Here is a 14,613-nt window from a genome sequence, read left to right on the forward strand (position 1 = left end):
ATATTAGAACAATGAAGTTATCAAAAACATCTGGAAAATATTATGTGTGACAGGAAAAGCCAAAACGAAAATCGAGTACTATTGTTCTCAGCCCTTTTAGCATCAGGCTTCGCTATTGGCGGATTGGTGTTGGGTCTTATCGTTGGCTCTCTGGTCATAGTATTTGACGGTGTTTATTCTCTTATCAGCTTACTGTTAACTTTATTGTCACTAGCGGCCTCGAAATACATCAATCGCCCTTCGGACACTGAGTTCCCGTTTGGTCGAGCAATTATCGAACCGATTGTTATTGCCATTAAAGCCGTTGTGATTCTGCTTGTGGTTGGTTATTCACTTTACTCTGCGATTGGTGCCTTGATGACAGGCGGTCGTGAGGTGGATGCTTCTATCGCAACTTTGTTTGGTATTTTCAATGTGTTGGGTTGTGGTTACGCTTGGTGGTACATCGCTAACAAGAGCAAACGTATCTCTTCAGGGCTGGTTCAGGCCGAGTCTAAACAATGGCAGATGGATACACTATTGAGTGTAGCGGTAACCGCTGGTTTCTTAGTAGCATGGTCAATGACGTTTTCACCTCTTGCGGCTTACGCAGTGTATGCCGACCCTATGATGATGTTACTAATGTCTTTCTACTTCATCAAAGTACCTTTCGACATGTTACGTGAAGCAATGCGCGAACTACTTATGATGTCGGCGACCAAAGATATTTGTGATGCAGTGGATAAGAACGTTGTCGCGGTAGACAAAGAAGCGGATCAAGATTTGGAGCTGATGGGTGTGACTAAGGTTGGTCCTGAGCTAAGAATCAACGTTGATATTCATACCAACGACCAACAAGCCATTGCAGTCGATGATATTGAACGAACGCGCCGCCAACTTAAGCGACGCTTATCGAAGATGCCTTATGAACTTCAATTGAATCTCAATATCGCGAGTTAAAAGTCGAAAGTTAAGAACCAAGACTTAACCAATCAATTTCTCGCGAACTAAGACTCTGATTGAACCTTTTTAGAAGCCGACGCCGTAACCGTCGGCTTTTTTTCTCTTGTTACCCACCAGCAAGCCAGTGACCCCACAGTGACCATACACACGCCCTGCCAAAACGTCATGCTCAGTGACAAACCTAAAATCATGGAAGACAGTAAGGTCGCAAAAATAGGCGTGAAATAAGACATAGTCGCTAGGAAGACCATATTGCCGCCAAGTATCGCTGTATTCCAAAGCGCGTAACCTGCGCCCATACACACACCGGCCAGCACTAAGTCAATTGCAGCATTGGTTGTCATCACCATGCCGGTTTCGTTACTCAATGCGTATTTGATCCATAAGGTGATTGCAGTCGCGATAAAGAACAACACAATCGCATTCTGCCCTTTCGCCACTTTCTGAGTGTAATTACAGTAAACCGCCCAAATAATCGCGCCGAAAAACGCCATTGAATAGGTTTTAGGGTTAGTTGCAATATTGGCTGCGATTTGATCAACAGAAAGCCCCTGATCGCCGCTGATACTCCAAGCCACACCAAAGAAGGCTAAGAAGATACTTGGGTAAACCAACCAGTTAATCTTTTTATCGCTAAGCAGCACAGCGAACAACACCGTCAATGCAGGCCAAAGGTAGTTGATAACCGCCATTTCCAAGGCTTGATGTCGGTTGTTTGCCATCCCTAAAGCCAGAGCCAAGAAGATCTCATAACAAACGAATAGAGCACCACCAATCAGCAGATACGACTTAGAGAAGCGTGACAGCTTAGGTAAACCCATAACACAGACCAACAAAATTGAGCTCACCGTATAAAGACTGGCAGCGCCACCGATTGGGCCTAGTTGTTCTGATACGCTACGAGAAAGCGCAATTAAGCAGCTCCAAAGTAAAATGGCAGCAATGCCGTAGCAGCTATGGCGATGAGATTTCAGCACGCCTCTTCCTTTTCTTTATTGTAATGGTCTAATTAAAGCGAGCTTAAAGCAAAGATAGGCTTAAGCACCACTATCGATAACTTGCAGTAGGTAAAAATAAGTAGCCGAGCACATAACTGCACTCGGCTATCAATCATTCACTCAAAAATCTAAAAGCAATTAGCAATTAGCAATTATGCCAATAGAAGTGCTTGCAGGTCAGCTAAAGACTTAACTTGATAATGAGGGTTAATACCCGCTGGCGTTGCCTTTTCTTGACTGTTTAACCAACAAGTTTCAATGCCAAAATCTAGTCCGCCTAGAATATCTGAATGTGGGTTATCTCCGACCATCAATACGCGTTGTTTTGCTGGTAAGCCAACAAGCTTGTGTGCATGTTCAAAGATTTCAGCATCTGGTTTAGCAACACCCACTTCTTCAGAGATGATCACGTGGTCAAAATAGTCTGTCATTCCAGTGCGTTCTAAACGGATAGATTGCAGCTCGGTGAAACCATTGGTAATGATGCCCATGTTCACTTTGCCTTTTAAAGACTCCATCAACTCTTTTGCACCAGGAAGCAGCGAACATATGTCTGCCATTGCGGTCAAAAATGCACTGTTTAGTTCTGCTGTTGTTGTCTCTAGCTTTGTTGCCCAGCTTTCAAAACGCGCGTGCTTCAGTTGAGCTGCCGTAATGCGCCCATCTTGGTAATCTACCCAAAGTGGTAAATTAACCTCTTGGTAAACCGAATAATCCTGTTCACTAAAGTCCACACCAAAACGGGAGAACATCAGCTTCATTCCTTGAAAAGCATCAAAGTGGAACAAGGTTTCATCCGCATCAAAGAATATCCAATCGTACTTCATTTTCTGTCCTGTTATTCGCGCTGTTGAGCAATGCTGTGTCTGTTTTTATCGTAGTTTTGCTTAATTTTTCTTTTCGCCTTGTAGGCTGGCAATCGCTTTACTCGTAAATCTGTGAGCCTGTATATAAATCTAATAATTTATAGAAAACAAGCCACAAGTCATGATGTATCGCAAATTTTGCCACATATTAAACCAATACCATACAAGAAATACACATTAGGTACCGGGAGGTATTATGAAGCACTTTTTACCGTCATCTGTCATGCTCACCCCTTTTCTTGTCAAATACTATGATGAGGAACCAGAAGACACCCCTAACACTGAAGAGTCACAAGCTCCTCAAATTGAATGCAGTGATAACTCAGAGAAAAGCTCAACCCTGGCTGAAATTGAACCGACTTTCAGTGAATAAGCTTATTTTTCATTGTTATAGAGCGCAATTCTGTTTCTGATCGAGTCAATTTATCACTATCCACTACTGACAAAGAACACACCAGAAAACCATAAAAACGATTGCTATATGAGCCCTATCACAACGACTAACCAGAAAGTGTTAGTTCGAAATCAAAGTTGTTCCAGATCAATGGTCGACCACTTGAATGCCGACAACATGTAGGAAATTAAAAATCATAATTAACGGAGTTTTCCAATGTCTACTGCATTTTACATCCCTACAATCAACTTCATGGGCACTGGCTGTTTGAAAGATGCTGCTGATAGCATCCAGTCTCAAGGCTTTAAAAAAGGTCTGATCGTTACAGATAAGATCCTGAATCAAATTGGCGTAGTTAAGCAGGTACAAGACCTTCTTAGCCAGCGCGGCGTAGACGCAGTTGTATTCGACGGCACTCAACCAAACCCAACCATCACTAACGTGAACGATGGTCTAGAATTGCTGACTGACAACGATTGTGATTTTGTTGTTTCTCTAGGTGGTGGTTCTCCACACGACTGTGCAAAAGGTATCGCATTAGTTGCTTCTAACGGCGGTAAGATTGCTGATTACGAAGGCGTAGACCAGTCTGAAAAACCTATGATGCCTCTTATTGCTATCAACACAACAGCAGGTACAGCATCTGAAATGACACGTTTCTGCATCATCACCGATGAAGAGCGTCACATTAAGATGGCGATCGTTGATAAGCACACAACACCGCTTATCTCAGTAAACGACCCCGAGTTGATGCTTGCTAAACCTACATCACTGACTGCAGCTACGGGTATGGACGCGCTAACACACGCAATCGAAGCTTACGTTTCTATCGCCGCAACGCCAATTACAGACGCGGTAGCAATTAAAGCAATCGAGCTTGTTCAAGCACACCTAAGAACAGCAGTAGCACACGGCGAAGACATTGAAGCGCGTGAGCAAATGGCTTACGCACAATTCATGGCTGGCATGGCTTTCAACAACGCTTCTCTTGGCTATGTTCACGCAATGGCGCACCAACTGGGTGGTTTCTACGACCTTCCACACGGTGTATGTAACGCTATCCTACTGCCACACGTTCAACGCTACAACGCACAAGTGTGCCCAGAACGTCTACGTGATGTTGCAAAAGCAATGGGCGTGAATGTTGAAGGTATGACAGCAGAACAAGGCGCAGAAGCGGCTATCAACGCGATTGTTCAACTAGCAAACGACGTGAACATCCCAACCGGTATCGCGCAACTTGGTGCTAAGCTTGAAGACATTCCTACATTGTCAGACAACGCACTGAAAGACGCATGCGGTTTTACTAACCCTAAACAAGCGACTCACGAAGAAATCTCAGCAATCTTCGAAGCGGCAATGTAATCTAGATACAAGTCACTTCTTATAACTAAAACAAACGGGCTCACCTTCTGAGTCCGTTTTCTTTTTTCTGTCCACTCCCTTTCAAGTATTCGCCTCTTTACTAATCACTAAAAATTCGCATTGTTGCAATCGCTTGGTTATAGTCAAACTATTGATATGTAGAATAACAAACAGGTTCCATTGAGTCGTAGGATAGCTAGCACCTCATTATTGGCGTCACTCATTTCATACTCAGTTCAAGCAGAGGAACAAAATGAGTGTCACAGTCAGCCGTTAGAAGACGCCCCTGTCGAAAAAGCTTACCATTTCCTGAACAGTAAATTTTGCCAACCTGCGTTGTGGTTTGACAGCTTCTTTGTGGATGACCGAATAACTGAAGACGCTCGTGCGGGTACCTCTGTGCGTTGGTACAACGATTTCATTTACTCAGAAGGCGGTGATGTCGACTACTCAACAAAACTCAAAGCGCGTTTACACCTTCCCTTTGTGAGCAAGCGGCTGAAATTAATCTACGAGTCTGTCAGCGATGAAGAGTTCTTGGATTTTTTTCCGAATGATTCAGATGAATTAGAAAGTGCGTTAGGTCTGCGTTACGACGCGTACGCCAAAGGCTATAGCAGCTTCAATATTAAGGCGACATTACGACCACGCATCGAAGCTCGTTACCGCTTTACCTACCCTCTTACAACCGATGTTGTATTTAGGTTAACTCAGCGTATTTATCAGGAAAAACAAGAAACTGGCGAGATCACTGATATTGATTTTGACCTATCGCTCAGTGATAAGTTCCTGGCCCGATGGTCAAGTTTTGCTGGGTATAACGACGATCTTAAAGGTTGGACCTATGGTACGGGATTAAGCTTGTATCATTACCTTTCTCAAGACCAAGCACTCCAATATAGCGCCACGATTAATGCAACGGATGAGCCTTATAATCACTACGAATACGCTCAGGTTTCGATTACTTACCGGCAGAACGTATGGAAAGAATGGCTGTTCTACGAACTCACTCCTCGTTATCAATGGGAACGAGAACCTTATGAGAAGCACACGGAAGAAGCGAATATCACGCTTCGAATTGAAGTCTTGTTCAATAACGTATAGCGGTTAGATAAGCTTGATAAGACAAACCGAGAACCAAGAGCCAAGAAAAAGCACATCAAATGATGTGCTTTTTAGTTTCAGATAAAGATTAAACTAAATTCTTAACCTTTGTAATTTCTCACTCGTGCAGCTTCCGCTTCGCGCTTATCTACTACGGTTTTACCAATTGGCGCTAAGGAGATAACCGCTAGTTTAAGGTGCTGAATCGCAAACGGAATACCGATGATGGTAATGAAACACGCCACAGCTGACATGATGTGACCAATCGCAAGCCAGATTCCCGCAAATAAGAACCAAATAACGTTACCAATCACACCTAGCGGGCTGGTACCGATGTCAGTTTCATTGGTCAGTTCATCGCGTGAAATCGCTTCCTGACCAAATGGGAAGAATGAGAAGTTACCCATAACAAAACACGCTCTACCCCATGGAATACCAACGATGGTTAGGAATGCGAGCAGTCCGAAGAACCACCATGCCAATCCCATAAATACGCCACCAAACAGAAACCAAATGATGTTTCCTATTGTTCTCATGTTGTCTTCTCCAAATCTTTGAATGCTGTTTATTTCATATGCCGAATAAGGCAATACTTGTTCTAATAGGTTCATTATTGTTGAACCTTTATGAACCGCTTATGAATCGCCTACATTTTCTGTGATTGATACACACCACGAAACGCCAAATCCGCATAGGGATCATCGATTTTATTTGATACCATGCTCGTAGATTTTTAGTATCACAAAGCTAAACAGCTACAACAACTAATTTAAGGCCGAATTTATGAACAACACTGAGCTACCTAAAAAGAAAATGAAAAACTGGGTGCCAATCGTCTTCTTCGGGCTTCTCAGTACGGTTCCAGTGTTCATGTTCTTAGTCGACGTGTACATCAACCAGTATATGTGACAGAGCCCGCCGGCCTAGCTGCATAAATGGATACCGGACCGACTTCCTGTATCCATTTCCATTAGATCAGTTCTTCTGCAGTCAGCTCTTCTGTAATCAAATCAACTTTTCCGTAATCAAATCAGCTCTTCGTTAATAAAATCAAGAATGTCGATCAGCTCATGATTAGGCAGATTCAGTAAGTTATCACCAACATACCATTCAATCTTACATTGGTTTGGCAATTCGCTGATCGCTGGATTTCCTATCCAAACCTTGTGTTTCTTCGCTATGTTGTCTCTCACAATAATGCCGTCTTCGTAGCTCACAGGTAAATAGAGGTGAAGCATGTTTACTTGGGGTTCCTGCGGGTTCACTTTGAACTGCGGGTAATCTTGTAAGATTTGATAGATTTGCTTAGTACGCTCATACAATGCTGGCATCAACTCAATCCGTTGATCAAACTGCATTGCTGCCGAAACCACGTAAGGCGTGCGATGATAAACATTTCCGCCCTGACGCTTCATCCATGCCGACGCTTTTGCTACGAAAGCCTTGTCACCTAATAAGAGTGAACCTCCAAGACCGTTTAACCCTTTGTACAGCGAAACATAAGCCGTATCGAACCCCTTAGCAATCTCGCTGTATGGCTTTTGATAATACGCGCCGCACTCCCACAAACGCGCACCATCCATATGCAGATGAATCGATTGTTCTTTGCAGTACTGCTTTATCGCTTCAAGCTCTTCCCACTCAGGCAGCTGACCACCAATCTCTCGCATCGGTAGTTCATACAATGCCGCGGCAATCTCATCAGGCCAAGCCTTTAAGTCGTCGACATTCCAAGTGCGAAATACATTACCAACCGGAAGTACATTGAATCGGTTCTGGAGCTGATACCCTTGGCGTTCATGACGCATGATATGACTCGACTCATGCATCGCCACGACTGGGTTTCTTTTCTCTTGGCACGCAATTTCTAATGCTGTGGGTTGGTTCATAGTGCCGGTAATCACAAACACGGCGGCTTCATAACCAAGCAGTTCTGCGACCTTGTTTTCAAAGCTCTCGATAAACTCGCCATCACCGTAGGTGTCGTGCGACACATCATGTGTTTCGCACCATTCAGCCATTTGTGCGAAGGTTTGGGCTGGTGTTGGATCGAAGTGACCAGAAAGCAGCAAATTACATTGTTGACGCAAGTCCGTGCTCATACCTTTTCCTTTATTCATTGTCGTTCTATGTAGGGTGATTGAATTATTTACGTTAGCCTTCAACGGTGACATAAAGTACACCTATTCGCTTTTATTATTAGCGAATAATTAGTTTTACTCAGTCACCGGCTGCGTGTGCCGGAAATACTCAAATTGACGGGTGTTTTATATAATTAAGTCCCTAAAAACACGCGCTTGTAACTAGATAAGTATGGGCTAATTCGTTGTTGTTCAACCATTCTTCTATTATTGTATATCTATAATTCCAATAAATATTATTCGTTAATGGACAAAGAGGGCTATATGTCGAAAAATCGAGTCTTGGTGCTATTCGCCCACCCTTCTCAGCATCGCTCTGAAGCTAACAAACCCTTATTTGAGCAAGCCAAACGTATTGAAGGCGTCACCTGTGTCGACCTTTATGCTGAATACCCAACCTTCAAGATCAATATCGATCGCGAACAGAAACGCCTGTTGGACCATGACATCATCATTTTTCAGTTCCCACTATATTGGTACTCAACACCCGCAATTCTTAAAGAATGGCAAGACCTCGTCCTAGAATACGGATTTGCTTACGGCACCGATGGCAACGAACTACAAGGCAAGAACTTGTTATGTAGCATTACTGCAGGTGGCAAAAAAGACGCCTACCAAACTGATGGTTACAACCATTTCACGATTCGAGAACTGCTTCACCCAATCGAACAAACCGCTTCTCTGTGTGGGATGAACTACCTCGCGCCCTTTGCGTTATTTGGTTCGCGTACCGCGTTGGAAGAGAACCGCATTCAAGAGCATGTCGATAGCTATAAAGTACTGTTAGAGGCGTTGGTTGCTGGCGAGATCAATATCAAAAAAGCCAGTAAGGCAGAAAAGCTAAACCACTACGTAGAAGAACTAATGGCAGAGGTTAAATAATGACGGGATATTTTCTACAAGCGTTTATCTACTTCGTAGCAGCAGTTATTGCCGTGCCTATTGCCAAAAGACTTGGCCTCGGCTCTGTACTTGGGTACCTCATTGCTGGTGTTGTGATTGGCCCAATTATTGGTCTCGTAGGTGAAGAGACCACAACTATCCAACACTTTGCCGAGTTCGGTGTGGTTATGATGCTGTTCTTAGTCGGTCTTGAGCTTGAACCTAAGATGCTTTGGGCAATGAGGAACCGACTTATGGGGCTAGGTGGCCTGCAAGTTGGTGGCACGACCGCAATTGTAATGGGTATCGCCCTTTTCTTCGGACAGCCTTGGACCATTGCGCTGACTATCGGTTTGATCTTCGCACTGTCATCTACCGCGATTGTTCTCCAAACCTTTAACGAAAAAGGGCTATCCAAAACAGAAGGCGGCAAGAACGCTTTCTCAGTCCTACTGTTCCAAGATATAGCCGTCATCCCTATGTTGGCGTTTATCCCTCTATTGGCGTTGCCAGAATTAATCGAAGCTGCACAAAGCGCGGTCGCTTCGGCTTCTGATCATCATGAAGAGTTAAGTCTCGTTGCTGGCCTACCCGGCTGGGCTTATGGCCTTGTGATCACTGCATCTATTGCGATTGTTGTGGTCGGCGGACACTTCTTGAGTCGTCCACTGTTCCGCTTTGTAGCAAGCTCAGGTCTGCGTGAAATCTTTACTGCAACCGCACTGATGTTGGTGATTGGTATTGCTGCATTAATGAGCCTAGTCGGCCTATCACCGGCTTTGGGCACTTTCCTTGCAGGTGTGGTATTAGCGAACAGTGAATTCCGCCACGAACTTGAGTCTAATATCGACCCGTTTAAGGGACTGTTACTTGGCTTGTTCTTTATTACCGTCGGTGCGGGCATCAACTTTGATGTTCTATTCAACGACTTTGGTTTGATCATTGGCCTCACCCTTGGCGTCATGCTCCTTAAAGCCTTAGTGCTATTTACGTTGGCATTGATCTTCAAAATCAAAAACAGTGACCGTTGGCTGTTTACATTGAGCTTGGCGCAAGCCGGTGAGTTTGGATTTGTACTATTGAGCTTCTCGGCTCAAAACCACGTGTTACCTGCTGGCATCGTCCAAACATTGTCTCTGGTTGTGGCACTTTCAATGTTCCTAACACCAGGGTTATTCATTCTATTTGATAAAGTGATTCTGCCTCGTTACGAACAAAAATCTAACGACCGCGAAGAAGATACTATTGAAGAGAAAGGCACCGTTATCATTGCGGGCATTGGTCGATTCGGTCAAATCGTTAACCGCTTGTTGGTGTCGAACGATGTCAATACGGTGGTTCTGGATCACCAAGCGAACCAAGTAGACTTACTGCGTTCTATCAATATCAAATCTTACTTTGGTGATGCGACTCGTCACGACTTGTTGCATACCGCCGGAATCGAAGAAGCGGCAATGCTAGTAGTAGCAATCGATAACCAAGACTCAAGCGTTGAGTTAGTGAAGTACGTTAAACACACCTACCCTAAAGTGAAAATCTTAGCCCGCGCATTCGACCGTGGTCATAGTTATCGCTTACGAGAAGCAGGTGCAGACTTTGTGGAATCAGAGACCTACCATTCTGCTCTTGAAATGGGCGCACAAGCCTTGCGCTCTTTGGGTCATCATCCATTCTTCGTCGAACAGCAAAAATCGACGTATCAACGCGTAGAGAGCCGTAAGTCTGAAAAGCTTTACCAAGCTTGGTCTGAGGCTGAAGAAAATCCACGCTACGACAACAACTACCGACAAATCTTCATTCACCTTGAAGATGCGATGAAAGAAGACATGAAGAAAGACCGTTCAGACAAACACTCTCGATCTGAACGTGGTTGGACACCACCACCAAAAGGTTATGCAGATGGCTTTGAGGAAGAAGAGTCTTAAGCAGAAGTCTAAGCTACAGCTCTAGATGACCATGCAATGCAACCATCAAAAGCGGCTATTTAAGCCGCTTTTTCTTTCATTTAACCCCTACAAAACGTCAAATGAACATAAGTATCAGGTGCTGAAACTCATAATCCGAGATATTTGTGTGATCTAGCTAAAATTTTTAATTTCTGACCACATAGCAAAAGTGGATTCAATTTTTACATTATTGAAACATTCCAACCCTGCATAAACCACACCATAAACATGGCTATATATGCACTCATTCCTGCCATTCAAACATCCACCCAAATCATAGCGACCACTCTCTAAGGCTTGAATTACATTGCATATATCTAAATCCGCCGCAAAAGCCCCAACAAACCCATTCATCAATCAAATAAATAACGCACGACATTCACAAATTCAAACCATCAAAATTAACATAAACATTTCAAAGTATGTCTATCGTTACAATTTGTAACGAATGGCGGTTGTCGGTATAGTCCTGCAATTCAAAAAGTGAGACCTTTGCGCTCACCTTAAAGGAGATATAATAATGATTACTAATGATGCTGTAATAATGGGCATGTTAGCTGTTATTCTTGGCGGTGTTTTTATCACGGAAAGTAGCCAAAATAGCGCACTGAAAAAATTCTACTCGTTCGTTCCGGGTCTATTGCTCTGTTACTTTGTTCCTTCTCTATTGAACAGTTTCGGCATCATCGACGCATCAAACTCAAAGCTGTACTTTGTTGCCAGTCGTTACCTATTACCGAGTGCACTCGTTCTTCTGATCATCTCAGCAGACCTTCGTAAAATATTTGGCCTTGGTTCTAAAGCCGTCATCATGTTCCTAACTGGTACTGTCGGCATTATCATTGGCGGGCCTTTAGCGATTCTAATTATCGACCAAGTTAACCCTGACCTCGTATCTGGCGATGTATGGCGTGGCCTTACAACTGTTGCTGGTTCTTGGATCGGCGGCGGTGCAAACCAAGCAGCAATGAAAGAAGTATTTGAAGTTGATGACCAACTCTTCTCAGCAATGATTACGGTAGACGTTATCTGTGCAAACATTTGGATGGCTGTGTTGCTTATCATGGCAGGTCGTCAGAAGAAGATTGATGCATGGCTAAAAGCTGACACATCATCTATCGAAGAGCTAAAAGAGACGGTTTCTAAATACCAAGAAGAGAACGCTCGTCCAACAACCACAACCGATCTCATGAAGATCACGGCAATTGCCTTCGGTTTAACCGGCCTAGCTCACTTATTCAGTGACATGATTGCACCGTGGATCTCAACCAACGCACCAGAACTTGCGAAATACAGCCTAACATCTGGCTTCTTCTGGTTGATCGTAATGGTAACAACGTTCGCGTTGATCGCTTCATGCTTCAAATCGACACGCAGCCTTGAGCACAGCGGCGCATCTAAAGTTGGTTCAGCGTTCATCTACATCCTAGTTGCTACTATTGGTATGCAAATGGATGTGACTGCTATCTTAGACAACCCAGGTTACTTCTTCATTGGTATCACATGGCTAACTATCCATGCCATTCTAATGATTGTGATGGCGAAGCTTATCCGCGCACCACTGTTCTTCATGGCTGTCGGTAGCCAAGCTAACGTTGGCGGCGCAGCATCAGCTCCTATCGTAGCTGCAGCATTCCACCCAGCATTAGCTCCGGTAGGTATCCTAATGGCGGTACTTGGTTACGCTCTAGGCACATACGGCGCTTACATCTGTGGCCTTATCATGCAGGTTGCTGCTGGTTAATCGAAGCGCTTCAATGAAGTAACACAAAAGGCTGAACGATCATCGTTCAGCCTTTTTCAATGCTGTTTCTATCTTTTGCTTTAATGAGCCTATTCTTATTGCCATTGCTACTTACATGCATAGACTGTTTTGGGAATTTCCAAGTGAAGCAGTCCCATAAGCGACCAGATGTTCATATTCACCCTAACAGTTTAATAAAAATACTTAATGGATAACAGAATTAGACAGATTACTTTCTTCTTTAATTAACGACTCTATTTGAGCTATTTTTTCTTCATATTCTTCTTTTGTAATAACATCTTCATCTAACAACCATTTGAACTTGCCAACCTCAACCTCAGATTCGTTGTCTTGATTCACATGCCCATACCATTCTAGTAGTTGCGATTTTTTACGCGTCTTAAGTTCATTAATAATGAGGTCATGATTTTTATCTTGAATAACTAATATGTTCGCACTATCCGTTTCAAATACCGAATACTTTACTTTTGAAAAATGACTCCATACTAGGAGCATCCCCCCAAGCAGAACTAAAAACCAAAGATTTGGAAAAGCTCCCAAGTAGCTTTCATACAAAATGTCAAAAGCACCGAGTATACACCAAACATAACCAACACTTTGGAACCATTCATTCTGCTCTATCAAAGTCGATGATTTCTTGGGGAAATTGACATAATCTAGATCCCTATCCCCAGTTCCCGACTTAATCTTATATGCAAAGTTAAGATGGTTATCCATAAAGGTAAACGTATATTTGATAGATCTTTTTTTCTGTATTATTTCCATGACATCCAAGCTTTATTTATTTTCTGATTACTAACTAGACTCAATAACAACGTTAATTCACCGTGATGCATAATAAATTCTCACAAATTAAAGCGCAAGCATTCACTCAGAGAATTTCAGACGTATGTAATAAAAGTCTTAACTTAATCAGCCTAAATGTCTTTATTTACCAGCCTTAACAGTTAATGGTAGGTCTAAATGTGGCTCACCACTAAATATGAATAACTAAAATTATTCATCAATTAAAAATGCCTACAAAAAAGGCGACTGTAATAACTGTCGCCTTTCTAATATCTTGTTACTCAGTTAAAGATTATTCCCAATCTAGGATTACTTTACCTGACATACCAGAGCGCATCATGTCGAAGCCTTTCTGGAAGTCGTCCACTTTGTAGTGGTGAGTGATGATTGGTGTTAGATCTAGGCCAGACTGGATTAGTGAAGCCATCTTGTACCAAGTTTCGAACATCTCACGACCGTAGATACCTTTGATAACCAAGCCTTTAAAGATTACTTGGTTCCAGTCTACTGCCATGTCTGATGGTGGAATACCTAGTAGAGAGATCTTACCGCCGTGGTTCATGTTAGTCAGCATGCTGTTGAACGCAGATGGGTTACCAGACATTTCTAGGCCAACATCGAAGCCTTCAGTCATGCCTAGATCAGCCATTACATCTTCAAGCTTCTCTTCCATCACGTTTACTGCGCGAGTCACACCCATTTTCTTAGCAAGATCTAGGCGGTATTCGTTTACGTCAGTAATTACAACGTGACGAGCACCAACGTGCTTAGCAACAGCAGCAGCCATGATACCGATTGGGCCAGCACCCGTGATTAGCACGTCTTCGCCTACTAGGTCGAAAGAAAGCGCTGTGTGTACTGCGTTACCAAACGGGTCAAAGATTGATGCTAGATCATCAGAGATTTCTGCAGGGATCTTAAATGCGTTGAACGCAGGGATCACAAGGAACTCAGAGAACGCACCAGTGCGGTTTACACCAACACCTGTTGTGTTACGACAAAGGTGAGTACGGCCGCCACGACAGTTACGACAGTGACCACATGTGATGTGACCTTCGCCAGATACACGGTCGCCGATTTCAAAACCACGAACTTCTTGGCCGATGCCAACAACTTCACCCACGTATTCGTGACCTACTACCATAGGTACTGGAATTGTGTTTTGTGACCATTCATCCCAGTTGTAGATATGTACGTCAGTACCACAAATTGCAGTTTTCTTAATACGAATAAGAAGATCATTATGACCCATTTCAGGTTTTTCAACCTCGGTCATCCAAATGCCTTCTTCAGGCTTAAGCTTAGAAAGTGCTTTAATTTTCATAATGTTATCCAGTTCATCTCGCCTAACTGTAAGGCGAGAATCAAAAATCTATATGTTCTATTGGGTGTTGTTCTATCTAATCAAAGGACGCAAAAGGCAT

General features: G+C 43.3%; 14 protein-coding genes. 8 read left to right on the plus strand and 6 right to left on the minus strand.

Annotated features, from left to right (window positions below):
• Positions 1-42 precede the first annotated feature (42 nt).
• A complete protein-coding gene (locus CWO08_RS05515; protein WP_055319427.1) occupies positions 43-939 on the plus strand; it encodes a cation diffusion facilitator family transporter in 897 nt (298 codons plus the stop codon).
• Positions 940-986: 47 nt separating this feature from the next.
• On the opposite strand, the gene yddG is transcribed toward CWO08_RS05515, so the two are convergent.
• Positions 987-1,919 (minus strand): aromatic amino acid DMT transporter YddG, encoded by a 933-nt coding sequence (gene yddG / locus CWO08_RS05520; RefSeq protein WP_102431506.1) that lies wholly within the window; start codon positions 1,917-1,919, stop codon positions 987-989.
• A gap of 173 nt (positions 1,920-2,092) precedes the next feature.
• Complete coding sequence (yjjG, locus tag CWO08_RS05525) at positions 2,093-2,767, minus strand: pyrimidine 5'-nucleotidase (RefSeq protein ID WP_102431505.1); 675 nt, start codon at positions 2,765-2,767, stop codon at positions 2,093-2,095.
• A 235-nt stretch (positions 2,768-3,002) separates the two neighbouring features.
• Here yjjG and CWO08_RS23940 point away from each other — a divergent pair, with 235 nt between their 5' ends.
• The 3 genes from CWO08_RS23940 to CWO08_RS05535 all read left to right on the plus strand — a co-directional run bounded on the left by CWO08_RS23940 (position 3,003) and on the right by CWO08_RS05535 (position 5,669).
• Entirely contained in the window at positions 3,003-3,179 is a 177-nt protein-coding gene (locus CWO08_RS23940; RefSeq protein WP_170960783.1) for a hypothetical protein, read from the plus strand.
• Positions 3,180-3,416: 237 nt separating this feature from the next.
• Positions 3,417-4,565: an L-threonine dehydrogenase gene (yiaY, locus tag CWO08_RS05530; RefSeq protein ID WP_108020061.1), complete on the plus strand. Its 1,149-nt coding sequence runs from the start codon at positions 3,417-3,419 to the stop codon at positions 4,563-4,565.
• Positions 4,566-4,745: 180 nt separating this feature from the next.
• Entirely contained in the window at positions 4,746-5,669 is a 924-nt protein-coding gene (locus tag CWO08_RS05535; RefSeq protein WP_102431504.1) for a hypothetical protein, read from the plus strand.
• 101 nt (positions 5,670-5,770) lie between these two features.
• Here CWO08_RS05535 and CWO08_RS05540 read toward each other — a convergent pair whose 3' ends face one another.
• Positions 5,771-6,205 carry a YccF domain-containing protein gene (locus CWO08_RS05540; RefSeq protein ID WP_032555146.1) on the minus strand — a complete coding sequence of 145 codons (435 nt, stop codon included), beginning with the start codon at positions 6,203-6,205 and terminating at the stop codon, positions 5,771-5,773.
• A gap of 247 nt (positions 6,206-6,452) precedes the next feature.
• Here CWO08_RS05540 and CWO08_RS24170 point away from each other — a divergent pair, with 247 nt between their 5' ends.
• Positions 6,453-6,578, plus strand: a complete 126-nt coding sequence (locus CWO08_RS24170) for a hypothetical protein (RefSeq protein WP_258185274.1) — start codon at positions 6,453-6,455, stop codon at positions 6,576-6,578.
• 116 nt (positions 6,579-6,694) lie between these two features.
• Here CWO08_RS24170 and CWO08_RS05545 read toward each other — a convergent pair whose 3' ends face one another.
• A complete protein-coding gene (locus tag CWO08_RS05545) occupies positions 6,695-7,771 on the minus strand; it encodes a low specificity L-threonine aldolase (RefSeq protein WP_108020062.1) in 1,077 nt (358 codons plus the stop codon).
• A gap of 303 nt (positions 7,772-8,074) precedes the next feature.
• Here CWO08_RS05545 and CWO08_RS05550 point away from each other — a divergent pair, with 303 nt between their 5' ends.
• The 3 genes from CWO08_RS05550 (at position 8,075) to CWO08_RS05560 (ending at position 12,382) form a co-directional block, all read left to right on the plus strand.
• Positions 8,075-8,692, plus strand: a complete 618-nt coding sequence (locus CWO08_RS05550; RefSeq protein WP_048660394.1) for an NAD(P)H-dependent oxidoreductase — start codon at positions 8,075-8,077, stop codon at positions 8,690-8,692.
• Positions 8,692-10,617 (plus strand): monovalent cation:proton antiporter-2 (CPA2) family protein, encoded by a 1,926-nt coding sequence (locus CWO08_RS05555; protein WP_108020063.1) that lies wholly within the window; start codon positions 8,692-8,694, stop codon positions 10,615-10,617. The genes CWO08_RS05550 and CWO08_RS05555 overlap by 1 nt, the downstream gene beginning before the upstream one ends.
• Positions 10,618-11,158: 541 nt before the next feature.
• Positions 11,159-12,382: a DUF819 domain-containing protein gene (locus tag CWO08_RS05560; RefSeq protein ID WP_107898806.1), complete on the plus strand. Its 1,224-nt coding sequence runs from the start codon at positions 11,159-11,161 to the stop codon at positions 12,380-12,382.
• Positions 12,383-12,586: 204 nt separating this feature from the next.
• Here CWO08_RS05560 and CWO08_RS05565 read toward each other — a convergent pair whose 3' ends face one another.
• Both CWO08_RS05565 and tdh read right to left on the minus strand, forming a co-directional pair.
• Positions 12,587-13,120 (minus strand): hypothetical protein, encoded by a 534-nt coding sequence (locus tag CWO08_RS05565; RefSeq protein ID WP_240699538.1) that lies wholly within the window; start codon positions 13,118-13,120, stop codon positions 12,587-12,589.
• Positions 13,121-13,481: 361 nt separating this feature from the next.
• Positions 13,482-14,513 (minus strand): L-threonine 3-dehydrogenase, encoded by a 1,032-nt coding sequence (gene tdh / locus CWO08_RS05570; protein ID WP_017058545.1) that lies wholly within the window; start codon positions 14,511-14,513, stop codon positions 13,482-13,484.
• Between the last annotated feature and the right edge of the window lie 100 nt (positions 14,514-14,613).

The organism is Vibrio sp. 10N.286.48.B8 (assembly GCF_003050085.1).
Classification (GTDB): domain Bacteria; phylum Pseudomonadota; class Gammaproteobacteria; order Enterobacterales; family Vibrionaceae; genus Vibrio; species Vibrio crassostreae.

Excerpts from the sequence above, each read along its gene's own strand:
- CWO08_RS05515 (WP_055319427.1), top strand. The coding sequence starts at position 43 with ATGTGTGACAGGAAAAGCCAAAACGAAAATCGAGTACTATTGTTCTCA.
- yjjG (WP_102431505.1), bottom strand. The coding sequence starts at position 2,767 with ATGAAGTACGATTGGATATTCTTTGATGCGGATGAAACCTTGTTCCAC.
- CWO08_RS23940 (WP_170960783.1), top strand. The coding sequence starts at position 3,003 with ATGAAGCACTTTTTACCGTCATCTGTCATGCTCACCCCTTTTCTTGTC.
- yiaY (WP_108020061.1), top strand. The coding sequence starts at position 3,417 with ATGTCTACTGCATTTTACATCCCTACAATCAACTTCATGGGCACTGGC.
- CWO08_RS05540 (WP_032555146.1), bottom strand. The coding sequence starts at position 6,205 with ATGAGAACAATAGGAAACATCATTTGGTTTCTGTTTGGTGGCGTATTT.
- CWO08_RS24170 (WP_258185274.1), top strand. The coding sequence starts at position 6,453 with ATGAACAACACTGAGCTACCTAAAAAGAAAATGAAAAACTGGGTGCCA.
- CWO08_RS05545 (WP_108020062.1), bottom strand. The coding sequence starts at position 7,771 with ATGAGCACGGACTTGCGTCAACAATGTAATTTGCTGCTTTCTGGTCAC.
- CWO08_RS05550 (WP_048660394.1), top strand. The coding sequence starts at position 8,075 with ATGTCGAAAAATCGAGTCTTGGTGCTATTCGCCCACCCTTCTCAGCAT.
- CWO08_RS05555 (WP_108020063.1), top strand. The coding sequence starts at position 8,692 with ATGACGGGATATTTTCTACAAGCGTTTATCTACTTCGTAGCAGCAGTT.
- CWO08_RS05560 (WP_107898806.1), top strand. The coding sequence starts at position 11,159 with ATGATTACTAATGATGCTGTAATAATGGGCATGTTAGCTGTTATTCTT.
- CWO08_RS05565 (WP_240699538.1), bottom strand. The coding sequence starts at position 13,120 with ATGGATAACCATCTTAACTTTGCATATAAGATTAAGTCGGGAACTGGG.
- tdh (WP_017058545.1), bottom strand. The coding sequence starts at position 14,513 with ATGAAAATTAAAGCACTTTCTAAGCTTAAGCCTGAAGAAGGCATTTGG.